This is a genomic window from Sphingomonas xanthus (assembly GCF_007998985.1).
GTDB lineage: Bacteria > Pseudomonadota > Alphaproteobacteria > Sphingomonadales > Sphingomonadaceae > Sphingomicrobium > Sphingomicrobium xanthum.
This window is the reverse complement of sequence record NZ_CP041659.1, coordinates 1467573-1492488: the sequence shown is the minus strand read 5'-3', so window position 1 is coordinate 1492488 and position 24916 is coordinate 1467573. Positions and strand designations below refer to the sequence as shown.

The following is a 24916-nucleotide window of genomic DNA, read 5'->3' as shown; positions in this document are numbered from 1 at the left end:
CGACTCCTTTGATTTCCCCGACCCGTTCCCAAGGTGTCAAAGCCCCGCAACGCTTTCAACCTCGGGTTCGTTGCGATCATCGATTGACTGCGCGCCAAGGGACATTACCGGCACGGGATGAGCCCCGAACATTCCGCCCCAAAGCCGTCCGACTCCGACCGCAGGACTCGCGCCGGCCTGATCTATGGCCTGGCAGCCTACGGCTTGTGGGGCATTATGCCCATCTATTTCAAATGGCTCCAGGCAGTGCCGGCGATCGATATCGTCGCGCACAGGATCATCTGGTCGCTGCTGGTGCTGGGACTGCTCGCATGGATCGGGAAGGCCTTCACCCAGATTCGCTCGGCGATCGCGCACCGCAAGACTCTGGCCTTGTTGCTGCTGACGTCGGTGCTTATCGGCATCAACTGGTTGCTCTACGTCTACGCGATCAACAGTGGCCACATCCTCGCCGGCAGCCTCGGCTATTATCTCAACCCCCTCGCCAACATCCTGCTGGGGCGGTTCATCCTCAAGGAACGGCTGACCAAGGTCCAGTGGGCGGCGGTGGCGATTGCCGGGGTAGGCATCGCGGTTCTGGCCGCAGGCGCGCTTGGCACCTTGTGGATCAGCCTGACGCTTTGCTTCAGCTTCGCGACCTACGGCCTGCTTCGGAAGATCGCCCATGTGGAATCACTGCCCGGACTGGCGATCGAGACCGCGATCCTCTTCCCGCTGGCGCTGGGCTGGCTGTTGATGGGTGGTGCCGAAAGCCGACCGATGTTCGGCACATCCGGCACCGAAACCGGGCTGCTGATGGCTGCGGGAGTGGTATCGACCGTACCCCTGCTCTGCTTCACCGCCGCCGCGCGCCGACTGCGCTATGCGACTGTCGGCATGCTCCAGTTCATCGCCCCGACGCTGCAATTCCTGCTGGCGGTCGCGGTTTTCCACGAACCCTTCACAACAGCGCACGGCATTGCCTTCGGCTGCATCTGGATTGCCCTTATCCTCTATGTCGGGGCGATGGCCCGGGGCCGCCGGCGTCCACTTGCAGTCCAGGACAGTTAGGCGCAGTCTCGCGCGATGCTGAACCTTGTCTCGTTGATAATCGGGGTCGTCGCGCTGCTTTGCGCAGCGATTGCCTTTCTTCCCCTGCTCGGCTGGGCCAACTGGCTGATTATCCCGCTAGCCGTGGTCGGCGCCGGCATCGGCCAGGTGTCCGGCAGCCGCACTGGCCGTAACCTCAACCTGTTCGTGGTCGTGGTCGGTATCGTCAGGCTGATGATCGGCGGCGGCATCATCTGACGCGCGATCCCGCAACGTCACCTCAACCGAATGAAGAACTGACCGCCTAGCGCGTGCGGACATAGCGGCCTGGCGCATCCTCGATCGCCTTGCGTTTGCCATCGCCCGGGATGCGCGCGCCTTCCGCCTTTACGGTTTTTCCGTCGAGGCCATTGAGCCACTCGATCCAGTCAGGCCACCAGCTTCCCTTATGCTCGGTTGCACCGGCGACGAATTCGTCGAGCGACGCCGGCGCGCCGTTATTGGTCCAATATTGATATTTATTCGCGGCCGGCGGGTTCACGACCCCGGCGATATGGCCCGACCCCGCAAGCACGAAGCGGGTCGGACCCTTGAGCGTGCGAGTCAGCTTCCACACGCTTCCCGCAGGCGCGATATGATCCTCACGTCCCGCCTGGACATAGGCCGGGGTCTCGATCCGGCCGAGATCGATCGGGACGCCGCGAATGGAAATCGCGCCGGGTTTCACCAGCAGGTTCTGGCGATATAGCCGGTCGAGATAGTCGCGGTGCCATTCGCCCGGCAGATTGGTCACGTCGCCGTTCCAGTGCAGCAGGTCGAACGGCGGCGGGTCGTTCCCCATCAGGTAATTATTGACGACATAGTTCCAGATGAGATCGCGTCCCCTAAGCAGGTTGAAGGTCGCGGCCATCACCCGGCCGTCGAGAACCCCATCCTCCGCGGTAAGCTGCTTTAGGGTCGCCATCGTCTCGTCACCGACGAAAAGCTTCAGGTCGCCAGGGTCCTCGAAATCGACCTGGGCGGTGAAGAAGGTCGCGCTGGCAACCTTGTCCGCTTCGCCTTTCGCCGCCAGCCAGGCAAGCGTTGCCGCAAGCGTGGTCCCGGCAACGCAATAGCCGATGGCATGGACCGACGGCACGTCGAGCAGGTCGCGGATCACGTCGATCGCCTCTGCCTGGGCGGCGGCATAATCGTCCATGGCGATGTCGCGGATGCTCTCGTCGGCTGACTTCCAGCTGACCATGAACAGGCTCACGCCCTGGTCGATGGTCCATTTGACGAAGCTTTTTTCAGGGGTGAGGTCGAGGATGTAGAAGCGGTTGATCCACGGCGGGAAAATGACGAGCGGGGTGCCCAGCACTTCCGGCGTCGACGGCGCATAGTGGATCAGCTGGAACAGTGGCGTTTCATAGACGACCTTGCCCGGGGTCACCGCCAGGTTACGGCCGAGTTCGAACGCGCCGTCGGGGCTTTGCGTGACCTGCCCACGTTGAATGTCGGTCAGCATGTTGCGCAATCCCGCGAGCAGGTTCTCGCCGCGGGTATCGAGCGTACGCTTCATGACCTCGGGATTGGTAGCGAGGAAGTTGGCCGGGCTCATGGCATCGACGAAACCGCGCGTCGCGAAGCGCAGCCGGTCCCGCGCCTTGTCGTCGATCCCCTCAATTTCCTCGACGGTTCCCAGCAATTTGTCGGAAATGGCGAGATAGCTTTGGCGGACGGTGTCGAACAGCGGGTTTTCGCGCCATTCCGGCGATCCGAAGCGGCGGTCCCGCGCTTCACCCGCTGACGCATATTGGCCAAGCATCTGGCTCCAGCCTTCCAGCCCCTTAGACCAGGCCTCGGCGCCGGCGCTCATCCACTGCATCGGGTCGGAAGCGTCGACCGGGGGCTGCGCCAGACCCAGCCCCGGCATTTGCCTGGCCTTTCCAAGACTGTCGGCCCAGGCTTCGAGCAGCATCTGGTTGGCGCGGGCCATAACCAGCGCCCAATGCTGCCAATCCTCCGGCCCGGTCATCGTTGTCGTTTCGTCGCTCATCGGTCCATCATACGCGTCATTGTTGCCGGAACGAAGCAAATGGATTGCGAAGCTCCGCGGTTCCCCGCAATGACGGCCGATGACTTCGCCTCCGCTCCTCCCCGACGCGCTGGTCCTGCTGGACTATGTCGGCATCGCCGTGTTCGCCGTTTCGGGAGCGCTGCTCGCGGCCGAAAAAAAACAGACACTGGTGACTTTCATCTTCTTTGCGGTCGTTACCGGGGTCGGCGGCGGGACGATGCGCGACCTGCTGATCGGCGCGCCGGTGTTCTGGATGAACACCAATGCAACGTTGCTGATCTGCATCGGCGCGGCGCTCGGCGTCTGGTTTCTGTCGCGCGAGGCGATCGCCGAGCGGGCGCTGCTGTGGTTCGACGCGGTCGGGCTTGCTGCCTATGCGACTTATGGCGCGGCCAAGGCGCTGCGTTACGGGGTTGCCCCGGTCCCGGCCTTTGCCATGGGAGTGATGACCGCGTGCCTCGGCGGCATCATTCGCGACGTGTTTGCGAATGAACCTTCGATCCTGATGCGGCCCGAACTTTATGTTACCGCTGCTGCGCTGGCGTCTGGGCTGTTTGTGGTCGTCGCGCTGGCCGGTGTGCCGCTGACGCTGGCCGCGCTGGTCGCGGGTCTCGCCGGCTTTTCGCTCAGGGCGGCGGCGATCGCTCGCGGGCTGTCGCTGCCAGCCTACCGGGGCTAGGGAACCGGCAACATTCGCGTCTCGTTGGAAAAGCAAGGAGAAGCCGATCAGCACGACCGACCAAGCCGAGGAAGCCCGGCAGCGCACCAAATTCGCCGAGGATCGGACGCTGATGGCGGTCGAACGTACGATGGCCAGTTGGACCTCCGCATCCTTTGCGGCGATCGGGGTCGGCCTTGGCCTCAGGGCGCTGTTTGCTCGGATCGAGCCAGCCTGGATCCCGCGCGGGATCGCCTCGCTGTTCCTCCTGCTTGCAATCGTCATGATCCTGAGCGCGAGGCGGAGGATGTGCATGGCCATCGAAAGGCTTTCGAGCCATGAGGTTACTCCACCCTCGCGCGCAGGCATGAGCCGGTCGGCCTATGGGGTTGCCGGCGCGGCAATGCTACTGATCGTGGCGATATGGCTTCTCTACGACTAGCGGTCTTGCCGCGACGCAGCGTCGCCGTCATGACCCCGCAATGACCGACGACTTCTACCGAATCCGCCGCCTGCCGCCCTATGTCTTTGCCGAGGTCAATGCGATGAAGGCCGCTGCGCGGGCGCGGGGCGAGGACATTGTCGACCTGGGAATGGGCAATCCCGACGGCGCGCCGCCCAAACATGTCATCGACAAGCTGGCGGAAGTGGCGGCCAAGCCGACCGCTCACCGCTATTCGGCGTCCAAAGGCATTGCCGGCCTGAGAAAGGCACAGGCCGGCTATTATGCGCGGCGGTTCAACGTCGAACTCGATCCTGACAGCGAAGTGATCGTCACGCTGGGATCGAAGGAAGGACTTGCAAATCTTGCCCAGGCGATCACCGCGCCGGGCGACGTCGTGCTGACCCCCAACCCCAGCTACCCGATCCACCATTTCGGCTTCATCATCGCAGGCGCCGCGATCCGCTCGATCCCCGCTGTTCCCGGTCCCGACTTCTTCGACCGGCTCGAAAAGGCGATGCGCTACACGGTCCCGCGGCCGAAGGTGCTGGTGATCGGCTATCCCTCCAATCCGACCGCGCAGACCGTCGACCTGGCTTTCTATGAAAAGCTGGTGGCCTTTGCGCGCGAAGCCGGACTGATTGTCATTTCCGATCTCGCCTATGCTGAGATCTACTTCGGCGAGACGCCGACGCCGTCGATCCTGCAGGTCGAGGGCGCGAAGGAGGTCGCGGTCGAATTCACCTCCATGTCCAAAACCTATTCGATGGCTGGCTGGCGGATGGGCTTCGCGGTCGGCAATGCCCGGCTGATCGGAGCGCTGACCCGGGTCAAAAGCTATCTCGACTATGGCGCCTTCACCCCGATCCAGGCGGCGGCCTGCGCCGCGCTCAACGGCCCGCAGGATATCGTCGACTTCAACCGCGCGCTCTACAAGGCGCGCCGCGACGTCATGGTTGAAAGCTTCGGCCGCGCCGGCTGGACCATCCCCGTCCCGGAGGCGAGCATGTTCGCCTGGGCGCCGATCCCCGAAGCCTTCAAGCATCTCGGCAGCATGGAATTTGCCAAGCTTCTGCTGACCGAGGCCCATGTCGCGGTCGCCCCCGGTGTCGGCTTCGGCGAGGAAGGCGAGGGTTTCGTCCGCCTGGCCCTGGTCGAAAATGAGCAGCGGCTGAGGCAGGCCGCGCGCGGCATCAAGAAAATTCTGAGACGGGCTTGAGCGGCGACACTGCACCTGGGTCATCGTCCCGTATCTAGGATCATGCCATGAACCGCCTCGCCCTGCTCCTCCCGCTAGCGCTCAGCGCCTGTCTTGGTCCTACCGCTGCGGTCGATCCGGCCAGAGAGGTCCGGCCGGTCACGGTTCAAGACCGGCTTCAGGGGCGATGGGCGATTGTCGCGGTGGACGGGCGTCCCTCCGGCGGTCTGTCGCTGACGCTCGGGGCGCAGGGCCTGGCGACAGCGGCCGGTTCGGGGCCCGGGACCGCCAGCGCATCTCCGCAACCACCCAGTAGCGCCTACCTCGGCTGCAACGAGTTGCGCATTGGAGGGTGGGCCCGCAACGGCGACAAGCTGACGCTGGGGACCGACCATGCCACAATAACCGAGCGCGGCTGCGACCCCGCGACCATGGCGCTTGAAGAGCGGGCCCATGCGATCTTGCGTAAGACGCTAACCATGGAGCTGACCCCGCCTGACCGATTGCGGCTGATCAACGAGGTCGGGACCCTGGACCTCGTCCGCTCGCGACGCCCCTAGCGCGCATTCGGGGCCTCGGGCCGCGACAGATAGGTTGAGGGACGCTTCTGCGCCATCATCGGGAAGCTCTGGCCGCCATGATAGGTCACAATCCCGCACATCCGGTCGCCCTTGGGCGACAACGTGCCGTCAAACAGGACATCGCCTTCGCGCGATGCGACGACCATGTGGATCTTGTCGCCGGCCAGGTCGATGCGGCGCAGGACCACCGGCGCGGTCCTTACGGGCGTCAATGACCCTCCATAACCGCCATCGACCAGTCCAATCGACAAAAGTCCGAAGCTCGGAGTTCCCCCAACGTCCATTAGAAAGTCCCAATTGCCATGCAGGTTCGGCGGCTCCGATCTGGCGGGCGCGGGTCCATTGTCACAATTTACGGCAATGGACGTCGCCGAATGCACGGGGGTCGCGGCGGCCGCAGAGGCGGCGGCGAGCGCAAGCATCATCATTTTCATCGTCATTCTCCGGATCTGGGTGGGACAGGAAGCGCGAATTGCGCCAGGTCGCCGCGCCATCGACCTACGCGCTGACATCGACAATCCGGATTTTCGCCAATAGCGTCCACTTTTTCGCGAATGTGGAATGCATGCAGTTCACGCGGCGCCAACGGCTTTTAAAGGGGGAATGGCGACCTTTGCTGGTTGCTGGCGCGGTTGGCCTGCTATTGGGTTTCGCGGGGCCATTCGGCTCTTACCCGGCATTCCCTACCGCAATCCGCTACGCGTTCTGGCTTGGCCTGACGGTCGCCGGGGTTGCGGCGGTCATCGCCGCCGACGCGATCATGCCGCGGACACGCCTTCCCGCAGGACTGATGCGGATCGGCGGCGTTGCAGTGCTGTCCGCCCTGCCGATGACCTTCGTCGTGGCCTGGACATTTTCACAGGTGCAGCCGGGCCGCGTGTTCGGGCTCCAGCAGCTCCCTGCCCTGTTCATGGCGGTTGCCGCGGTCCAGTTGCTGATCAGCTATGCGATCTCCATCACTGCACCGCCGGAAATTCGGGCGCCGGTACCGGACCCAAGCGACGATACCGCCGCGCCAGCCTTCCCGCCAGCGCTGCTCAGCCGACTTCCGCGAGAAGTCGGCAGCGCCATCATCGCCTTGGAAACCGACGATCATTATCTTCGCGTTCATGCTGCTGGCGACAGCGCCCTTGTCCTGATGCGGATGGCCGACGCAGTCGCCATGATCGATCCCCGGCTCGGTACGCAGATCCACCGCCGATGGTGGGTCGCGCGGGCCGCGGTGACCGGCATGAGAACCGAGGGCCAGAGGCTCTTCCTGTGTCTTGCCGACGAAAGGCTGGTTCCTGTCGGAAGGACATTCGTACCGGCGGTACGGGCGGCCTTTGGCAAAGCTTCATCGCCTTACGGTTGATGCGGTTATCGACACGCCGGTTACCGCGCGCGGTCGGGCGTTGTCCGGGGTTAACCTGAACTGCTTGTGCGTCGTTCGACGGTGAGGCAGGGATTGCTCCTCTTTTCAGCGGGGGCGGGCATGCGTAGAATCCTGATGGCGTTGGCGGCAGGTGCCGCGCTCGCGCTCGCATCCTGTTCAACGACCCCCTCGACGACACCTGTTCCGCAGGTCGCGTCTCCCCGCTTCATTCCGCCGCACACCAATTATCGCTGGACCAACGGCTTTTCGGCTTCGGGATTCGAAGCGATGCACAAGATGATCGGCCGGACCGCACTGCGTCCCGGCGAGTTTCATTGGGCCACGAATATCCCAGCCGAGGGCGAGGTGGCGATCACCGTCGATATCGCCAACCAGATCGCATTTATCTTTAAGGGTTCGCAGCTGATCGCGGTCACCAATGTGTCGACCGGGAAAAAGGGTCACCCCACGCCGCTGGGATTCTGGACGATCAACTTCAAGCGCCAGAAATATTTCAGCCGCAAATATGACAATGCACCAATGCCTTACATGCAGAACATCGACGACAAGGGCATTGCCTTCCACGGCGGCGCGACGCCCGGTTACCCCGCCAGCCATGGCTGCATCCGTCTGCCGATGGCCTTTGCCAAGCAATTGTTCGCGCTGACCAAGGTTGGCAATAAGGTGGTCATCGAGGGCTGACCCAGCGCCGCTGTTCGGGCATAGGCGAGCGATGGCCCAGCCCCCCCTTATTCCGCCGACACCCGAGCTCACCCAGCTTGCACAGATCATCCAGCTGGCGGTCGCGCCGGTGTTCCTCCTCGCAGGGCTCGGCGCCTTCCTCAACGTCTGCGCCGGCCGGCTTGCCCGGATCGTCGACCGGGCCCGCAAGTTGGAGCCGCGCATCCTCCAGAGCCGGGGCGAGGAACATGACCGGCTAATCCGCGAAGTGCGGGCGCTCGACCGGCGTATCGCCGTCGTCAACACCGCCATTTTCGCGTCGGTCCTGGCCGCGGTGCTGATCTCGCTGGTGGTCATCCTGCTGTTCGGCGCGTTCCTGAGCGGCTACAAGTTCGGCACCGCGGTGGCGTTGCTGTTCATTGCCGCGATGGTGGCGACCGGTGCAAGCTTTGCGATCTTCCTCTACGAAACGCGGCTGGCAACCCGGAGCGTCAAGATCGGGAATCACATCCTGGAGCATGAGGCCGAAGCCGAGTAGCGCCGGTTGCGCGCCGCCCCGCACATGCCTATCGGCGGGGCGAACCTATCCATCCGGAGTCCCCATGGTCAGCGCCAGCCAAGTCCTTGATCGCGTCCTCGTCCTTGAAATGGTCCGGGTGACCGAGGCGGCGGCGATCGCCGCCTCACGCTGGATCGGGCGGGGCGACAATGATGCCGCGGACGCCGCGGCGGTCGAAGCAATGCGCGCCGCGCTCAACCAGCTGCCGATGGACGGCACCGTGGTGATCGGCGAGGGAGAGCGCGACGAAGCGCCGATGCTGTTCATCGGCGAAAAGGTCGGCACCGAGCAGGAACAAGGCCCGTCGATCGACATCGCGCTTGATCCGCTGGAAGGCACGACCATCACCGCCAATGCCGGACCGAACGCGCTAGCGGTACTGGCGATCGCCGAGCAGGGCGGCCTGCTTAACGCTCCCGACGTCTATATGGACAAGATCGCTATCGGCCCCGGCTATCCGCAGGGGACGATCGACCTTGGCCGTTCGGTGGCTGACAACGTCCGGGCCCTCGCCAAGGCCAAGGGAGTCGACACGCGCGAAATCGTCGCCTGCGTGCTCGATCGGCCGCGCCATTCGGCGATAATCGCCGAACTTCGCGCGCTCGGTTGCGGGATCAAGCTGATTCCCGACGGGGATGTCGCCGGGGTCATCGCGACGACCGATCCCGATACCAGCGTCGATATCTACCTAGGCACTGGCGGTGCGCCCGAGGGTGTGCTCGCAGCGGCCGCGCTGCGCTGCGTCGGGGGGCAGATGCAGGGCCGGCTGCTGTTCCGGAACGACGATGAACGGGGCCGCGCAAAGCGGTGGGGAATCGATGACCTCGACCGCATCTATGCCCTTGAAGACATGGCCAAGGGCGATTGCATCTTCGCCGCGACCGGCGTCACCGACGGTTCGCTGCTCGATGGCGTCAAGCGCCGCAAGGGCGGTTGCACCACCACCGAAAGCATTGTCATGCGCGCAAGCACCGGCACCGTCAGGCGGGTGACGACCGAATATCACAAGCCCTTCTAAAAACCTTGTGAGCCATCGGGCGCGCTCTATTGTCGGCGCATGACAGCAACCGCCATCCCGGCCGACATCCAGCGGGTCGAGCCCGCCTATAAACATGCGCTCCGCGCGCAGGCCGCGGCGTTCTGGGTGCCGCTGTTCATCGCTGCGCTCGTGATCAACGGCCTGTTCCTGTCGCAGACCCCTGTCGCCGATGTGCTGCCGGCGGTCCTCGGTTTGATCGGCCTCAGCGCGATCACCGTTGCGCCCGAGCGGATCTATCGCCGGCTTGGCTACGCGATCGACGCCCGATTGTTGCGCACGGTTCGCGGCTGGCTGTTCCACGTCGATACCGTCGTTCCGTTCGTCCGCGTCCAGCATATCGACGTGACTCGCGGGCCGTTCGACAAGCTCTTCGGCACCGCGACGCTCGTCATTCACACCGCCGGCACCCACAATAGCGTCGTCAGCCTACCCGGCCTCGCCCCGGAGCGCGCGGCCGCCATCCGCGACGCGATCCGATCCGAGATTCGCGCGGACGCCGAATGAACGACGCGGCCGCACCGTCCGCTACCGCCGAGTTGGGACCGCCCGAGCGGCTCCACCCGCTCTACCTCATCACCGGCATCCCGCAGATCGTCAAAGGTGCCTGGGGCCTGCTCGCTGGTGGCGCCCTGTTGGCTTCCCAGGGGCGCTGGTGGATTGCGGCGCTGCTTGTCGTGGGTTCGGTCACCTTCTCCTTTCTCTCGCTTCTGATCCGCTGGTTGAAACTCGAATATCGCGTAGGCACCCACGAGCTGCGCATCGATAGCGGCTGGCTTAGCCGCACGAGTCGGGCCATCCCCTTCGACCGCGTGACCGATGTCGATTTCGAACAGGGACCACTTCACCGGCTGCTTGGGCTGGTCAGGGTCAAGCTGGAAACGGGCGCATCGGCCGGCGGCAAGGAAGAGGATGGAGTCCTCCATACCATCTCGCTCGACCGCGCAGAGGCGCTGCGCGCACACATCCGGGCACGCAAGGGCATGCCAGTCACGGCTACCGGCGACGCGGAGGTGATCGACGAGGCCGCGCCGATCTTCGCCATGGGCAAAAGGCGCGTGGCGACCGCCGGACTGTTCAACTTCTCGCTGGCGGTGATCGCCGGCCTGTTCGGCTTCACTCAGACGCTGGGCGAGGCGGTCGGGTTCGATCCGTTCCGGCGCAGCTTCTGGACTTCGCTGCTCGACCGCGCCGACCCCGTCCGCGACCTGGTCGTCGCCCACCAGATAGGCGCAGCGGTTGCCGGCTCGTTGCTGCTCATCCTGCTAGGCGTGGGCACGGGACTGGTTCGAACGGTGCTTCGCGAGCATGGCTTTCGGCTTGACCGGACGGAAGTCGGCTTCCGCCGCCGCCGCGGCCTGGTTACCCTGACCGACGTGTCGATCCCGGCCCGCCGGGTTCAGGCCGCGATCCTTGCCAGCGGCCCGGTCCGGCGCCACTTCGGCTGGTGGGTACTCAAGCTCCAAAGCCTTGCCCGCGACGGCGCTAGGGGCGACCATGTTGTCGCTCCGCTAGTGCGGGAGGAGGAAGCGGGCGCGATCCTCTATTCGATCGAATGGCCGGTGGCGCCGAGGACGGAACAATGGCGGAAAATTTCCTACGCCTTCGTCACTTCCTTCGTGATCATCCTGCTGCCTGCCGCACTGATCGCACTCGGCACCATCAGCCTGCTTGGCCCCATCGCCCTGTTGTGGCTGGCCGGCGGCGCGCTTGCCGTTCTTGTCCGGCGGCTCGACTGGAAACTCACCCGCTTCGCCCTCGACCATGACATGCTGTTCATCGCCACCGGTTGGTGGCGGCACCGCCGGTCGATCGTGCCGCGCGGCAAGATCCAGAGCGTCGACCTGACCGAAAGCTGGTGGAGCCGGGCATTCGGCATCTGCACGCTGCGGTTGGGAGTTGCCGGGGGCGGCGGCTTTTCCGATCATCACGTCCCTGCCCTGACGCGCAGCGAGGCCGAGGCTCTGCGCGCGGAGTTGCTGGCATGAACGAATTCGTCTGCGGGGTGGAACGAAGCATCGGTGGACAGCCATGGCGCTGGCGCAGGCCCGGCGGTGACGAGCTGGGCCTCGATCTCACCGACCAATTGCTCATGGCGCGCGGCATTGCCGATCATGAACTGGCCCGTCATCGCGCGCCGACCATTCGCGACTTCCTTCCCGATCCGTCGGTTTTCGCCGACATGGACAAGGCCGCAGCGCGCGTCGCGGACGCGGTCGAGACCGGCGAAACCATCGCCATTTTCGGCGACTATGACGTCGACGGCGCGACCTCGGCGGCATTGCTGACCCTGACGCTGCGGCGGCTGGGGATCGAGCCGATGGTCTATATCCCCGACCGGTTGATGGAAGGCTATGGCCCGTCCGGCGCAGCACTGGTCGAATTGAAGCGACGCGGCGCGAGCCTGGCCATCACCGTCGATTGCGGAGCGCAGGCGTTCGAAGCCCTCGACGAAGCCGCGGCCGCTGGCCTCGACGTCATTATCTGCGATCACCACCAATGCGCATCGCGGCTGCCGACTGCGCAGGCGGTCATCAACCCGAACCGGCTAGATGAGAGCGAAACGGGGGCCGCGCATGGCCATCTTGCCGCGGTCGGCATGGCCTTCCTGCTCGGCGTTGCGCTGCTTCGCGAGCTACGGCGGCGGGGACGGTTCACCGAGGCGCCGGAACCGAAGATCATCGACCTGCTCGATATTGTCGCGCTCGGCACGGTGGCCGATGTCGCCCGGCTGAAAACGCTCAACCGGGCCTTCGTCACGCAGGGGCTGAAGGTAATGGCGGAACGGCGCAACATCGGTCTTGCTGCCTTGGCCGATGCGGCGCGGCTGATGAAGCCGCCGACCTGCCGCGACCTCGGCTTTGCGCTGGGCCCGCGGATCAATGCCGGCGGCAGGGTTGGGAAGTCCGACCTTGGTGTTCGCCTGCTCACCACCACCGACGAGGAGGAAGCGCGCGAAATAGCCGCTGAGCTCGACCGGTTGAACGAGGAGCGGCGGGCAATCGAGATGCTGGTCAGCGAACAGGCAAACGCCGCGGCGGAGGCCCAGGCCGATGCGCCGCTAGTGCTGGTCTCGGGTCGTGGCTGGCACCCCGGGGTCATCGGCATCGTTGCCAGCAGGATCAAGGAACGATTCGGACGCCCGGCGATCGTCATCGCCGAAGAGGAAGACGGCACCGGCAAGGGATCGGGCCGGTCGATTTCGGGTGTCGACCTCGGCTCCGCAGTGCTTGCGGCCAAAGACGAGGGGCTACTCCTGGCCGGCGGGGGCCATGCCATGGCCGCCGGCCTTACCGTCGCGCCGGGCGGGATCGAAGCGCTTCGCGCTTACCTCGGCGAGCGCATCGCCGCCGATGTCGAAATAGCTCGGGGGAGCCGGTCGTTGCTGCTGGACGCGCTGCTTGCCCCGGGCGGCGTGGTCGGGGGCCTGTGCGACGCCCTTGATGCCGCGGGACCTTATGGCGCGGGATGGCCAGCACCCCGGATCGCGGTCGGCCCTGTACGACTGATTCGGCCGGGAATCGTCGGAAACGGCCATGTTCGGGCGATCGCCAGCGGCGACGATGGGCGATCGTTCAAGCTGATCGCCTTCCGCGCTTCCGACAGCTCGTTGGGTCAAGCGCTGCTTTCGTCTGCCGCGGACAGCCGCTGGTGGCTGGCCGGGACGATCAAACGCGATGAATGGAATGGCGGGAATGCCGCGGAAATGCACTTGGAGGACGCCGCGCCCGCTTGACCCAAGGCCAAGCATCCCCTAGTCGCGCCCGCACCACGCTTCGTGGCCCCTTCGTCTAGCGGTTAGGACGCGGCCCTTTCACGGCTGAAACACGGGTTCGATTCCCGTAGGGGTCACCATCACCTTCGCGTGATGCACATTCCCAGCTGCAACTTAACTTGTTGCCAAGCCGCCACAATTTTCCGGATTCCATGCGGCCCGCTTGCATTCGGGACAAGGCCACTTACGACTCCTGTCCGTCTGACGCGCCGTCCCGGCGTGCGGGATGGGGATGATCTTTGCGTCTGTTCACTCGGGGTCTTTCCGCGATTATTGTAACGCTAGCCCTGCTGATCGCGGGACTTGCGACGCTGCCTGGCGCCGCCTTCGCGCAGCCGGTGCCGTCGGTTCTCGAAGAAGTGAAGCTGGTCACCGAGGATGAGCAGCAGGCCGCCTTTCTGCTCCGCTTTTCCCCGCGCGAACCGCAGGTCGCCCCGCTCAACACCAACCCGAGCCGCCCGGCGCTGCTAATGCGGGCCACGCTCCGGGCGCCGCGAATTGCCGAGCGCACCCGCCACCGCGCCTTGGTCCGTTCGGTGCAGTTCGACATCGGCGACGGCAATCTGCTGATGCGCTTCGACACGGCTGCGCCTGCCCGGGTCAGCACCGAGGCGGTCGGCGCAATGTCGATCAAGGTCACCGTTCAGCGCGTCAGCGAGGCGGAGGCGGCCGGCGCCCGTCCGATCGGTTCCAACCAGGAACAGGTGGTCCCCGCGAGCGACTTGGCCCTTGCCTCCAACCTCTACAATCCGGGCGACAGTTATGAGTTGATCTTCCTCAAATATGCCGATGTCAGTGAAGTGATCGGCCTGCTGGTCGAAGGCGTCACTATCGAGCCGAACAATGTCTTTATCCGGCGCGAACCGGGATTTGGGTCGCCCGGCGCCAACAACCAGAATAATTATGTCAATGTGCAGAACCAGCCGGCGCAGGAAGTTCGTCCGCTAGGGCAGTCCTTCCCCGGCACCGGCCTTGCCATCGACAGGCGCCTTAACGCCATTTGGGCAACCGGATCGCCGGAACGGATCGCGCAGGTAAAAGGCCAGATTGCGCTGATCGACGTTCCGGTCGACAGCGTCATCCTTGAAACCCAGTTCGTCGAACTGACCGAACAGGGCGCCCGAAACCTTGGCATCGACCTTAACAACAGCGCAGGCCAGATCGCCGTCGGCACCATCACCACGGGCGCCGAGCTGCCGTTCGGGATCGACCCTAACCGGCGGTTGCCGTCGGGGCGGCTGCAGGCAGCGATCTATGCGCAGATCCAAAAGGGCGAGGGGCGAATCGTGTCGCGGCCGCGGATCGCCGCGCAGAGCGGGTCGACGGCCAAGATCATCACCGGCGACGCGCTGCCGATCCTGACCTCCATTGCGCTTTCCGGCGTCAATGCGGTGTCGCAGCAGGTGCAATATGTGAATGTCGGGGTCACGCTGCAGATCGCGCCGCGGGTCAGCTCGGACGGCTTTGTCACGTCGCAGATCTATGGGGTCGTTTCGTCGGTCACCGGTTTCAGCCAGGGCTATCCGACGATCAGCCAGCGTGAGGCCGAAACCTCGGCTTCGGTCCGCGATGGCGAAACCTTCGTGATCGGTGGGCTGACCCAGGAGAACAACCTCACGACCAAGTCGAAGATACCGCTGCTTGGCGACATTCCGCTGGTGGGACAAGCCTTCCGCGTCGACAAGTCGACCCGCGCCAAGACCGAACTTTATATCGTTATCACGCCGCGGATCGTTCGGCACCGCAGGTTCGAGCCCGCGTCCGACCAAGGTGCGCCAATCACGGACGGCGCCCCGCTCCCTCAATCACCGGCGGAATAAAAGCCCGATCCGCAGTTTGTCGAATGTCCCGTCATGGGCCATCGAACCGGGCTGGATTGTGGTCTTTTCGGCACAGGCGCGGACCAATCGATATCCGCGGCCGCAACCCGCTCGACACAAACGAAAAAGCACCCTTCACTCGAGAAATCGGCCGCGGGTTCACGACGGCCGTTTCAACACAGGGAAGAGGGGTTTTCCATGAAGTTGCGCGTCATGTCACTGATCGCGGCTCTGCCGCTCGTTGCCTTGGCCGTTCCGGCCCAGGCGCAAAAAGCCGGGGACAAGATCCCGGGCAGCTATATTTGCGTGTTCAACAAGAATGTGTCGCGCGGCAGCGCCGAAGCCGAAGCCCGGCGGTCGGTCCAGGCCGAACAGGCGCAACTCAAACATGTGTACAGCGTCGCGCTGCGCGGCTTCGCGGTGCATGCTTCCGAGCAGGGCATCGCCAACATGAAGGCGAAGAATGCCAATATTGCCTATTGCGAACAGGACCAGGTCGTAACGGCCGGCCAGATGAAGGGCATGGGCAAGCCCGGCGGCGGCGCACAGCCGGCGCAGGAAACGCCTTGGGGAATCGCGCGTGTCGGCGGCGGCGCCGGCGGCAACTTCGCCACGGCCTGGGTGATCGACAGCGGCATCGACCTTGATCATCCCGATCTCAATGTCGACGTCGCCCGAAGCCGCAGCTTCCTTGGCGGATCGACGAACCCAGATGACCAGAACGGTCATGGCACGCATGTAGCCGGCACCATCGCGGCGCGGGACAATACGATCGGCGTGATCGGCGTTGCGCCAGGCGCCCCGGTGGTCGCGGTTCGCGTGCTCGATCGCCGCGGCAGCGGTTCGACCTCCGGCGTGATCGCCGGCGTCGACTATGTCGCGCAATATGGCCGCCCCGGCGATGTCGCCAACATGAGCCTCGGCGGCGGCGTCAGCACCGCGCTCGACAATGCCGTCGTCAGCGCGGCGGCGGGCGGTGTCCGCTTTGCGCTTGCCGCGGGCAATGAAAGCGACAATGCCAACAACCATTCGCCGGGTCGCGCGAACGGTCCCAACGTCTACACCGTCTCGGCCTTCTCCAACGGCGACAATTGGGCGAGCTTCTCCAACTACGGCAACCCTCCGGTGGACTATGCGGAGCCGGGCGTGTCGATCAAATCGACATGGACGGGCGGTGGGTACAACACCATCAGCGGGACTTCGATGGCGACCCCGCACCTTGCCGGCCTGTTGCTGCAGGGTTCGATTCGCAATGGCGGCGCGGTCAAGGGCGACCCCGACGGCAATCCCGACGTCATCGGCGTCAAGTAACGGCGCCACGGCGCAAAGGAGGGGCGGTGCGCGCACGCGCACCGCCCTGCTCAATTATTCAGGAAGCCACAGCCAACCGAAAACTAGGCTGGTAGTCAGCGCGGCCATGCTGGCACCTAGCGCCAAGGCCGCGCCGATACCCTTGCCCCGCGCATATGCCAGCGTAATTCCCAATTTGACGCTCATGTTAGCCAAGATCGTTCCGCCTAGCGCCAGCGCCGCCAATGGTGGGCTTATTGCCGCCTGCGGCAATCCGCCAACGGTGATAATCGCCGCATCGACATCTAGACTGCCCATCAACAGGATCAGAACAGCGATTCCTTCCTGGCCGAACTGCGATTGGGCCCAGCGTGCAGCGACCGCGGCGCCAGCGAGGAACAGAAGAAAGGCCAGTGCCGGCACCAGCGCGATCGGGTTGCCGGGCGGCGCTGGACCTTCAACCATCGGCGCCTTGCGATAAAGCCACCACCCAGCGGCCAAACCTACGATTACGACAGGCGTAATCACGACAGCGAAATCGATAAACACCCGCGTTGCCAGTAACGCGACCAGCAGCAGGACGCGCAAGTACATGACCGCGCTGGCGAGCGCGATTCCAGCTGGCTCAGCCCCTCCGGCTTCGTCGCTCCCGAGCCGCTGGGCGAGCGACTGTGTAACCGCAGTCGAACTATAGGCACCGCCAATAATCGCGGTGACCACGGTACCATGTCGTGCGCCGAAGAATCGGTTTGCGATATAGCCGGCAAACGAAAAGCCGGTGACGAGGATCATAACCCACCAGAGCTTGGCGGCATTCCAGGCGTCAAAGGGGCCGAACGGGTGGTCCGGAAGGAACGGCAGGATCGCCAGCGCGATCACTGCGAAGCGGGCGAAGGCCTTGATGTCGCGTTCATCCAGTCGGTCAACGAAGTTATGTAGTTCGTCTTTCAGCGCCAAGAGCAGGATGACGACTGCCGCTCCGGCCAGTGCCATACCGACCGCGCCATAGCCGGCGAGGAAGGCCAGCGAAACGGTCGTGACCGCCGCGATCGGACTGGTAGCGTCGCTCTTGGCTTTGAGCTTGGGTGCATAGGCGATCGCGAGGATGGCGAGCGCCCCGGCAACAATCGCGCCGGCAGCAATCGGCTGCGCGTGCCCGATGAGCCCGGCGATGGCCGAGGCGAAGCCAAGCAGGCTGAAGGTGCGGATTCCGGCGACGCGGGTCCCGTCACGCTGCCCGCGCAGGTTGAAGCCGCGCTCGAGCCCGATCAGCGCACCGGCGATTAGGCCGGCCCCGACCCTGATCGCATCCTGCGCCCAGGGCTCGAGCCCGGTAATCACCGGTTCAGGTGCTCCGCGTGCCAGCGGACATGGTCCGCCATGAAGGTCGAAATGAAATAATAGCTATGGTCGTAGCCGAGGCGGCGATTGAGGGTCAGGGCGATGCCCGCGTCCCTGCAGGCGGCTTCGAGCAATTCGGGCTTCAGTTCCTTGTCGAGGAAGCTGTCCGCGGTCCCGACGTCGACCAGAAGCTCATCGATCCGGGCGCCATCCTCGATCAGCGCAACAGCGTCATGGCCGCGCCATGCGGTCTGGTCGGGTCCAAGATATTGGGACAGCGCCTTTTTGCCCCACGGCACCTGCGACGGTGCGACGATCGGCGCGAAGGCGCTGACCGAGCCGAACCGTTCGGGGTATCGCAATGCGACGGTCATCGCCCCATGCCCACCCATCGAATGACCGGTTATGCCCTGCCGCTCCATGTCCACCGGAAATTCATCGGCGATAAGCGCGGGCAGCTCGTCGGTGACATAGGACCACATCTGGTAATGCTCAGACCATGGCCGCTCGGTCGCATCGACGTAGAATCCGGCGCCAAGGCCAAAGTCCCATGCGCCCTCGCTGTCGTCGGGAACGCCGGGGCCGCGGGGGCTGGTGTCGGGAGCGACGAAAATGATTCCATGCTCCGCGCAGGCTGCGCGAAATTCCCCTTTCTCCGTGACATTGGCCGAGGTGCAGGTCAGCCCCGACAGATACCAGAGCAGCGGCAGCCGTGCCCCCGACTGATGGTCGGGCACGAAGACCGAGAAGGTCATTTCCGTGCCGGTCGCTCGGCTTTGGTGCTTGTAGACGCCCTGGCTGCCGCCGTGGCTTCGCGCCTCGCTGATCCTTTCGAAGCTCATTCCTTGGGCATGCGGTAAAAGCCGCACAATTTGTTACCGTCGGGATCACGCAGATAGGCCAGGTACATCTTGCCGAAACCCGCGTCGCGGACTCCGGGCGGATCCTCGATTGCCGTGCCTCCATTTGCTAGACCCGCGGCATGCCAGGCATCGACCTGTTCAGCGCTCGAGGCACGCAGGCCGATGGTCGTCCCGTTTCCGTGGCTGCACGGCTCGCCATCGAGCGGCTGGCCGACGCCGAGCGCGCCTTCGCGGGTCATCCACCAGTCGGACTTGCCGAAATCCTGTCCCGGCCCATGACCGAGCGCACCCATCGTCGCATTGTAGAACTGCCGCGCCTTTTCCCGGTCGCTGCAGCCGAGCATCACATGGCTGAACATGATTATCCTCCCTCAATAGACGACGACACTGCGGATGCTTTCACCCGCATGCATCAGGTCGAAGCCCTTGTTGATCTCTTCAAGGCTCAGGACATGGGTGATCATGGGATCGATGGCGATCTTCCCGTCCATGTACATATCGACGATTCTGGGCACGCCGCTGCGCCCCTTGACCCCGCCAAAAGCAGTACCGCGCCAGTTGCGGCCGGTGACCAGCTGGAACGGGCGCGTTGAGATTTCCTTCCCCGCCTCGGCCACGCCGATGATGATGCTGGTGCCCCAGCCGCGGTGGCAGCATTCGAGCGCGGTGCGCATCACCTCGGTGTTGCCGGTCGCGTCGAAGCTATAGTCCGCGCCGCCGTCGGTGATTTCGACGATCCTGGCGACGATCTCCTCGCGGCTCATGCCCTTGGTGTTCAGGAAGTGGGTCATGCCGAACTGGCGACCCCAATCCTCGCGATCAGGGTTAAGGTCGATTCCGACAATCTGGTTCGCGCCAGCCAGCTTCGCCCCCTGGATGACGTTAAGGCCGATTCCGCCAAGCCCGAACACCACGACATTGTCGCCCGGCTGGACCTTGGCAGTCTCCGTAACCGCGCCGACGCCGGTGGTAACCCCGCAACCGATGTAGCAGCTGGTCTTGAACGGCGCGTCCTCGCGGATCTTCGCCACCGCGATTTCCGGCAGAACGGTGAAATTGGAGAAGGTTGAGCAGCCCATATAATGGAAAATCGGCTGCCCCTTGTAGCTGAACCGCGTGGTGCCATCGGGCATCAGCCCCTTGCCCTGCGTGGCGCGGATCGCGGTGCACAGATTCGACTTGCCGGAGAGGCAGGTTTTGCACTTGCCGCATTCGGGGGTGTACAGCGGGATTACATGGTCGCCCGGCGCGACGCTGGTGACGCCCGCCCCGACCTCGCGGACAATTCCCGCCCCTTCATGGCCAAGCACCGAGGGGAAGATGCCTTCGCTGTCGAGGCCGTCGAGGGTATAGGCATCGGTATGGCAAATGCCGGTCGCCATGATTTCGACCAGCACCTCGCCGGCCCTGGGGCCTTCAAGGTCAAGTTCGACGATTTCCAGCGGCTTCTTCGCTTCGAAGGCAACCGCGGCACGGGTCTTCATGAGTCGTTCCCCTTTTGCTTTGCGCCGCCTTGCCACGCATCAGGGCTTCGGCCAATGCTTGGCGAAAGGGGAAGAGATGCAGGCGAAACACGGTTTTGATGGCCGGCACGCGCTGATCACCGGCGGCGGGACCGGCATTGGCGCAGCGACCGCGACCGCGCTCCATTCCGGCGGAGCCAAACTGTCGCTGCTCGGCCGGCGGATCGAGCCGCTGGAGCGGACCGCATCGGCGACCGGCGGCGCGGCAATCGCCTGCGACGTCACCGATCTCGCCAAGGTAGAAGAGGCATTCGGCGAGGCGCGGGCGGCGAACGGTCCCGTCTCAATGCTGATTGTCAACGCCGGTGTCGGAGACAGCGCCCCATTCGCCCGGACCGGGCGCGACAGCTGGGATCGGATCATCGCCACCAACCTGACCTCCGCTTTCGACTGCGTCCAAGCCGCCCTGCCCGACTTGCTTGCCGGCAAGGACAGCCGGATCGTGTTCGTCGCCTCGATCGCCGGGCTGAAGGGCGCGGCATATGCCGCGCCCTATGCCGCGTCGAAACATGGCCTGATTGGATTGATGCGCAGCCTGGCGGTCGAATTCGCGACCAGCGGGATGACCGTCAATGCCGTCTGCCCGGCGTTCGTCGACACGCCGATGGTCGATGACAGCGTCGCCCGCATAGCCCGGGTCTCGCGCAGGAGCGACGAGGAGGCGCGAGCCTCGCTGGCGGCAATGAATCGCCATGGCCAGCTGATCGATCCCGCTGGCGTCGCGAGCATGATCGCCTGGCTGTGCCGGCCGGAGGCGCGCGACGTCAACGGCGCGGCCCTGACCATCGACGGAGGAACTACGGCATGAGCCTTGACCCCGCCGACCTTGTTCCCAGTCATTTTCGATGGAGCTTCGACCGCGGCGTCGGCACGATCACGCTGGACCGGCCGCAAAGGAAGAATCCGCTGACCTTCGACAGCTATGCCGAGCTGCGCGACCTGTTCTGCGAACTGAAGCACACGCCGGAGGTCCGCTGCATCGTTTTTGCGGGTGCGGGCGGCAATTTCTGTTCGGGCGGCGATGTCCATGAGATCATCGGTCCGCTGACCCGGATGGACGACGCCGGTCTCAACCAGTTCACAGCAATGACCGGTGACCTGGTGCGGGCGATGCGCGATTGCCCCCAGCCGATCGTCGCCGCGATCGATGGCGTATGTGCCGGTGCGGGCGCGATTATCGCCATGGCCAGCGACCTCCGGCTTGCCGCGCCCAGCGCCAAGACCGCTTTCCTGTTTACCCGCGTCGGCCTTAGTGGCGCCGACATGGGCGCCTGCGCAATTCTGCCCCGCATTATCGGCCATGGACGTGCCGCGGAGCTGCTGTTTACCGGCCGGTCGATGAGCGCCGAAGAAGGCGAGCGGTGGGGCTTTTTCGGTCGAATCGTCGCCGATGTGCATGCCGAGGCGGAAGCGCTGGCGCGGCAGCTCGCGGACGGGCCGGTGCAGGCCCATTACATGACAAAGCGGCAGCTGGACGCCGAATGGCACGTCTCGATCGAGACCGCGCTGGACATGGAGGCCGAAGCGCAGGCCGAATGCATGAAAACCAATGACTTCCGTCGTGCTTATGAAGCGTTCGCCGCCAAGCGGCGGCCGGATTTCAAGGGTGACTAGGGCCGTCGGCCTCGACCTGGCCTGGCCCTTCTTCGAGGCGCATCACTCCAGCGTCGCCGCCGCAGCAGCGGCGCTATGCGACACACTGCAGCCAATCGACCATGAAGACGAGGATGCCGCCTGTCGCGCGCTCGTGGCGGCGATGGGCAAGGCCGGCTTGCTGACCTTATCAGCCCCGACCGACGGCCCGCACGACGTGCGCGCACTGGCGATCACGCGGGAACGGCTGGCCTACCACTCGGGACTGGCCGACTTCGCCTTTGCGATGCAGGGGCTCGGCTTCGGGCCCGTAATGGTCGCCGGGACCGAGACTCAGAAAGCTGAATGGGGCGCCAGGGTGCGCGGCGGCAGCGCCATCGCCGCCTTTGCGCTGACCGAACCCGGGGCCGGAAGCGACGCCGCCCGCGTCGCGACCCGCGCAACCCGCGATGGCAGCGACTGGCTGATCGACGGCGAGAAGACCTATATCTCGAATGGGCCGATCGCCGATATCATCACCTTGTTCGCGCGAACCAGCGACGAGGGCGCGCGCGGTCTCACCGCCTTCATCCTGCCAGCGAATACGCCGGGCCTGTCGGTCGCCGAACGGATCGCGGTCGTCGCCCCTCACCCGCTCGCCCGCCTCCGACTCGACAGCGTCAGGCTGCCCGACAGTGCAAGGCTTGGCGAGGTCGGCGAAGGGTTCACGATTGCCATGGCGACCCTCAACATTTTTCGGGTGACGGTGGGCGCGGCCGCGCTGGGCCTCGCGCGCCGGGCATTGGACGAAGCCATCGCCTTCGCTAGCCAGCGGCCGCTGGGCAATGCGATGCTCGTCGACAATGCGGTGACTCAGGACCGCATCGGCACCATGGCGACGAGGATTGATGCCGCAGCGCTGCTCATCGCCCGCGCTGCATGGGCCAAGGATACGCAGGACGGCGACCATCGCCGCAGCGCCGCGATGGCCAAGCTCGAAGCCACTGAAATGGCGCAGCAGGTCATCGATTCCGCGGTGCAGTTGCATGGCGGCCTAGGAGTCACGGTCGGTGCGCGGGTCGAGGCGCTTTACCGCGAAATTCGTGCGCTGCGCATATATGAAGGAGCGAGCGAGGTGCAGCGAATGATTATCGCCAGGACATTGCTGAAATGAAGGCATTACTCCCGCCCGGTTGGCCGAGGCCCAAGGGATATTCCAACGCGATCAGTGCGCGGGGTCGGACGATCTATACGGCCGGAGTGGTTGGCTGGGACGCGAACGAACATTTCACGTCGAACACGCTATCCGGTCAGTTCGCGCAGGCGCTGGAAAATATCGTCGCCATTCTTGCTGAGGATGGGGCGGGACCGGAACATCTGGTCCGGCTGACCTGCTATGTCACAAGCATCGAAGCCTATCGCGCCTCGCTGGCCGAAGTCGGCGCGGCATGGAAGCGGATCATCGGCCGCCATTATCCGGCAATGGCCCTGGTCGCGGTCGTCGCGCTGGTCGAGCCGCAGGCGATGGTCGAAATCGAAGCGACGGCGGTGGTTGAAGAATGAGTTACGACGCCTTCGTCCGCGACCGCCTGCCCCCGGCCGACCAGCAGCCACACTTCCACCTGCTCGACTATCCCGAGCGAATGAATGCGGCGGTCGAACTGCTTCGAGGCGGCCGTACCGATGATCTTGCAGTCGTCAACGCGCATGGCCGCTGGACCTATGCCGATCTCGACAATCTGTCGGGTCGCATCGCGCGGCTGCTTGTCGAGGAAGAAAAGCTCGTTCCTGGCAATCGCGTGCTGCTGCGCGGACCCAATGGCTATACGCTGTTTGCCGCCTGGTTAGGGGTGTTGAAGGCGGGCGGGGTGGTCGTCGCGACGATGCCGCTGCTCCGCCCCGGCGAGATCGCCACCGTCATCGACCGCGCGAAAGTCAGCCACGCGATCGTCGACAGTCGCTTTATTGGCGATTTCCGCGAGGCGATGGAGCAGACGCGGCACATCAAGAGCCTGATCAAATATGACGGGGATCATGGCAGGGGTGAGCTCGAGACGCGCTGCGTTGACCTTTCGCCGCTGTCCCCGGTCGACACCGGTCGCGACGATCCGGCCCTGCTGGCCTTCACCAGCGGGACCACCGGCGTGCCCAAGGGCTGCGTCCAGTTCCACCGAGACATCCTCGCGCCGTGCGATACGTTCGCAAGGGCTCATTTCCCGATGGCTCCAGGCGATATTGCCATGACCAGCGCGCCGATCGCCTTCACCTTCGGATTGGGCGCGACCCTGTTATTCCCGCTGCGCTTCGGCGCAGCCTGCGCGACGATCGAGCAGCCGACCCCGCCGGCGATGCTGGAGGCCATTGCCGCGTACCGGGTTACCCACCTCGCCACCGCGCCGACCGCCTATAAGGCGATGCTGTCCCAGCCCGGACTCGATCCCGCCCTGGGCTCGCTGAAGACCTGCCTTAGCGCAGGCGAGCACCTGCCCGAGGCGACATGGCTAGCCTGGAAAGACCGCGCAGGCCTATCCATCGTTGACGGCATCGGTTCGACCGAGCTGATGCACATTTTCATTTCCGAAAGCGGCGAGGCCATTCGTCCCGGATCCACCGGACGGGCCGTGCCGGGGTATGAAGCCACGGTGCTCGATGCCGACAACCGGCCGATGGAGGAAGGCGTAGGCCGGCTCGCCATCCGAGGGCCGACCGGCTGCCGCTATCTCGATGATCCGCGCCAGGCGGACTATGTGGTCGAAGGCTGGAACGTCACCGGCGATACCTATCGCAAGGATCGCGACGGCTATTACTGGTACATGGCCCGCAGCGACGACATGATCGTCAGTTCGGGATATAACATCGGCGCGCCCGAGGTGGAGAATGCGCTCCTTGCCCATCCCGCCGTCGCCGAATGTGCGGTGATTGGGACACCATGCCCGGAGCGGGGACAAATAGTGAAGGCTTTCATCGTCCCCGCAGCCGGATTCACCCCGGATGAAGCGCTAATCTCGGACCTCCAATATTTCGTAAAGCGAAATATTGCGCCCTACAAATATCCCCGCGCGATCGAGTTTCGCGATGCGCTACCCAAGACCGCGACGGGCAAATTAAGACGGGTCGAGCTTCGCGACTAACCGC

General features: G+C 64.6%; 27 protein-coding genes and 1 tRNA gene. 22 read left to right on the top strand and 6 right to left on the bottom strand.

Going from position 1 to position 24916, the window contains the following annotated elements:
* Nucleotides 1–117: 117 nt before the first annotated feature.
* On the top strand, nucleotides 118–1050 hold the full coding sequence (gene rarD / locus FMM02_RS07485; protein WP_147494259.1) for an EamA family transporter RarD: 933 nt from the start codon (nucleotides 118–120) through the stop codon (nucleotides 1048–1050).
* A 15-nt stretch (nucleotides 1051–1065) separates the two neighbouring features.
* Complete coding sequence (locus tag FMM02_RS07480) at nucleotides 1066–1287, top strand: hypothetical protein (protein ID WP_147494258.1); 222 nt, start codon at nucleotides 1066–1068, stop codon at nucleotides 1285–1287.
* 46 nt (nucleotides 1288–1333) lie between these two features.
* On the opposite strand, the gene FMM02_RS07475 is transcribed toward FMM02_RS07480, so the two are convergent.
* The gene (locus tag FMM02_RS07475) at nucleotides 1334–3067 is read right to left on the bottom strand and encodes a PHA/PHB synthase family protein (protein WP_147494257.1); all 1734 of its coding nucleotides are present in this window, start codon (nucleotides 3065–3067) and stop codon (nucleotides 1334–1336) included.
* Nucleotides 3068–3146: 79 nt separating this feature from the next.
* Between FMM02_RS07475 and FMM02_RS07470 the strand changes: the two genes are divergently transcribed.
* The 4 genes from FMM02_RS07470 to FMM02_RS07455 all read left to right on the top strand — a co-directional run bounded on the left by FMM02_RS07470 (nucleotide 3147) and on the right by FMM02_RS07455 (nucleotide 5946).
* Nucleotides 3147–3767 carry a trimeric intracellular cation channel family protein gene (locus FMM02_RS07470; protein WP_147494256.1) on the top strand — a complete coding sequence of 207 codons (621 nt, stop codon included), beginning with the start codon at nucleotides 3147–3149 and terminating at the stop codon, nucleotides 3765–3767.
* Between the two features lie 112 nt (nucleotides 3768–3879).
* Entirely contained in the window at nucleotides 3880–4188 is a 309-nt protein-coding gene (locus tag FMM02_RS07465; protein WP_147494255.1) for a DUF202 domain-containing protein, read from the top strand.
* 40 nt (nucleotides 4189–4228) lie between these two features.
* Nucleotides 4229–5407, top strand: coding sequence for an LL-diaminopimelate aminotransferase (locus FMM02_RS07460; protein ID WP_147494254.1), 1179 nt, complete (start codon nucleotides 4229–4231; stop codon nucleotides 5405–5407).
* 47 nt (nucleotides 5408–5454) lie between these two features.
* The gene (locus FMM02_RS07455) at nucleotides 5455–5946 is read left to right on the top strand and encodes an META domain-containing protein (protein ID WP_147494253.1); all 492 of its coding nucleotides are present in this window, start codon (nucleotides 5455–5457) and stop codon (nucleotides 5944–5946) included.
* Here the strand turns inward: FMM02_RS07455 and FMM02_RS11205 are convergent.
* Entirely contained in the window at nucleotides 5943–6251 is a 309-nt protein-coding gene (locus FMM02_RS11205; protein WP_187107727.1) for a hypothetical protein, read from the bottom strand. The two genes, FMM02_RS07455 and FMM02_RS11205, sit on opposite strands and share 4 nt — an antisense overlap.
* 76 nt (nucleotides 6252–6327) lie before the next feature.
* On the opposite strand from FMM02_RS11205, the gene FMM02_RS11200 reads away from it, so the two are divergent.
* From FMM02_RS11200 to FMM02_RS07405, 11 genes are all read left to right on the top strand, one after another.
* A complete protein-coding gene (locus FMM02_RS11200) occupies nucleotides 6328–6504 on the top strand; it encodes a hypothetical protein (protein WP_187107726.1) in 177 nt (58 codons plus the stop codon).
* A 28-nt stretch (nucleotides 6505–6532) separates the two neighbouring features.
* Nucleotides 6533–7321 (top strand): LytTR family DNA-binding domain-containing protein, encoded by a 789-nt coding sequence (locus FMM02_RS11195; protein ID WP_187107725.1) that lies wholly within the window; start codon nucleotides 6533–6535, stop codon nucleotides 7319–7321.
* Nucleotides 7322–7441: 120 nt separating this feature from the next.
* A complete protein-coding gene (locus tag FMM02_RS07445) occupies nucleotides 7442–8023 on the top strand; it encodes a L,D-transpeptidase family protein (protein WP_147494251.1) in 582 nt (193 codons plus the stop codon).
* Between the two features lie 31 nt (nucleotides 8024–8054).
* Complete coding sequence (locus FMM02_RS07440; RefSeq protein WP_147494250.1) at nucleotides 8055–8540, top strand: DUF2721 domain-containing protein; 486 nt, start codon at nucleotides 8055–8057, stop codon at nucleotides 8538–8540.
* A gap of 64 nt (nucleotides 8541–8604) precedes the next feature.
* The gene (glpX, locus tag FMM02_RS07435) at nucleotides 8605–9579 is read left to right on the top strand and encodes a class II fructose-bisphosphatase (protein WP_147494249.1); all 975 of its coding nucleotides are present in this window, start codon (nucleotides 8605–8607) and stop codon (nucleotides 9577–9579) included.
* 39 nt (nucleotides 9580–9618) lie between these two features.
* Nucleotides 9619–10104 carry a PH domain-containing protein gene (locus tag FMM02_RS07430; RefSeq protein ID WP_147494248.1) on the top strand — a complete coding sequence of 162 codons (486 nt, stop codon included), beginning with the start codon at nucleotides 9619–9621 and terminating at the stop codon, nucleotides 10102–10104.
* A complete protein-coding gene (locus FMM02_RS07425) occupies nucleotides 10101–11585 on the top strand; it encodes a PH domain-containing protein (protein WP_147494247.1) in 1485 nt (494 codons plus the stop codon). Before FMM02_RS07430 ends, FMM02_RS07425 begins: the two co-directional genes overlap by 4 nt.
* Nucleotides 11582–13333 carry a single-stranded-DNA-specific exonuclease RecJ gene (gene recJ, locus FMM02_RS07420; RefSeq protein ID WP_147494246.1) on the top strand — a complete coding sequence of 584 codons (1752 nt, stop codon included), beginning with the start codon at nucleotides 11582–11584 and terminating at the stop codon, nucleotides 13331–13333. The genes FMM02_RS07425 and recJ overlap by 4 nt, the downstream gene beginning before the upstream one ends.
* A gap of 44 nt (nucleotides 13334–13377) precedes the next feature.
* Nucleotides 13378–13452, top strand: a tRNA-Glu gene (locus tag FMM02_RS07415).
* 159 nt (nucleotides 13453–13611) lie between these two features.
* On the top strand, nucleotides 13612–15192 hold the full coding sequence (locus FMM02_RS07410; protein ID WP_147494245.1) for a type II secretion system protein GspD: 1581 nt from the start codon (nucleotides 13612–13614) through the stop codon (nucleotides 15190–15192).
* Between the two features lie 198 nt (nucleotides 15193–15390).
* Complete coding sequence (locus FMM02_RS07405; RefSeq protein WP_246104747.1) at nucleotides 15391–16503, top strand: S8 family serine peptidase; 1113 nt, start codon at nucleotides 15391–15393, stop codon at nucleotides 16501–16503.
* A gap of 54 nt (nucleotides 16504–16557) precedes the next feature.
* On the opposite strand, the gene FMM02_RS07400 is transcribed toward FMM02_RS07405, so the two are convergent.
* The 4 genes from FMM02_RS07400 to FMM02_RS07385 are packed head-to-tail and all read right to left on the bottom strand — an operon-like array spanning nucleotide 16558 to nucleotide 20170.
* Nucleotides 16558–17823 carry an MgtC/SapB family protein gene (locus FMM02_RS07400; protein ID WP_147494244.1) on the bottom strand — a complete coding sequence of 422 codons (1266 nt, stop codon included), beginning with the start codon at nucleotides 17821–17823 and terminating at the stop codon, nucleotides 16558–16560.
* A complete protein-coding gene (gene fghA, locus FMM02_RS07395; RefSeq protein WP_147494243.1) occupies nucleotides 17820–18665 on the bottom strand; it encodes an S-formylglutathione hydrolase in 846 nt (281 codons plus the stop codon). Before fghA ends, FMM02_RS07400 begins: the two co-directional genes overlap by 4 nt.
* Nucleotides 18662–19045 (bottom strand): VOC family protein, encoded by a 384-nt coding sequence (locus FMM02_RS07390; protein ID WP_147494242.1) that lies wholly within the window; start codon nucleotides 19043–19045, stop codon nucleotides 18662–18664. Before FMM02_RS07390 ends, fghA begins: the two co-directional genes overlap by 4 nt.
* 12 nt (nucleotides 19046–19057) lie before the next feature.
* A complete protein-coding gene (locus FMM02_RS07385) occupies nucleotides 19058–20170 on the bottom strand; it encodes an S-(hydroxymethyl)glutathione dehydrogenase/class III alcohol dehydrogenase (RefSeq protein ID WP_147494241.1) in 1113 nt (370 codons plus the stop codon).
* Between the two features lie 76 nt (nucleotides 20171–20246).
* Here FMM02_RS07385 and FMM02_RS07380 point away from each other — a divergent pair, with 76 nt between their 5' ends.
* The 5 genes from FMM02_RS07380 to FMM02_RS07360 are packed head-to-tail and all read left to right on the top strand — an operon-like array spanning nucleotide 20247 to nucleotide 24912.
* Complete coding sequence (locus FMM02_RS07380; RefSeq protein WP_147494240.1) at nucleotides 20247–21017, top strand: SDR family NAD(P)-dependent oxidoreductase; 771 nt, start codon at nucleotides 20247–20249, stop codon at nucleotides 21015–21017.
* The gene (locus tag FMM02_RS07375) at nucleotides 21014–21823 is read left to right on the top strand and encodes an enoyl-CoA hydratase family protein (protein WP_147494239.1); all 810 of its coding nucleotides are present in this window, start codon (nucleotides 21014–21016) and stop codon (nucleotides 21821–21823) included. Before FMM02_RS07380 ends, FMM02_RS07375 begins: the two co-directional genes overlap by 4 nt.
* The gene (locus FMM02_RS07370) at nucleotides 21816–22955 is read left to right on the top strand and encodes an acyl-CoA dehydrogenase family protein (RefSeq protein WP_222703806.1); all 1140 of its coding nucleotides are present in this window, start codon (nucleotides 21816–21818) and stop codon (nucleotides 22953–22955) included. The genes FMM02_RS07375 and FMM02_RS07370 overlap by 8 nt, the downstream gene beginning before the upstream one ends.
* On the top strand, nucleotides 22952–23344 hold the full coding sequence (locus FMM02_RS07365; RefSeq protein ID WP_147494237.1) for a RidA family protein: 393 nt from the start codon (nucleotides 22952–22954) through the stop codon (nucleotides 23342–23344). The genes FMM02_RS07370 and FMM02_RS07365 overlap by 4 nt, the downstream gene beginning before the upstream one ends.
* Nucleotides 23341–24912 (top strand): AMP-binding protein, encoded by a 1572-nt coding sequence (locus tag FMM02_RS07360; RefSeq protein ID WP_147494236.1) that lies wholly within the window; start codon nucleotides 23341–23343, stop codon nucleotides 24910–24912. The genes FMM02_RS07365 and FMM02_RS07360 overlap by 4 nt, the downstream gene beginning before the upstream one ends.
* The last annotated feature ends 4 nt before the right edge of the window (nucleotides 24913–24916 follow it).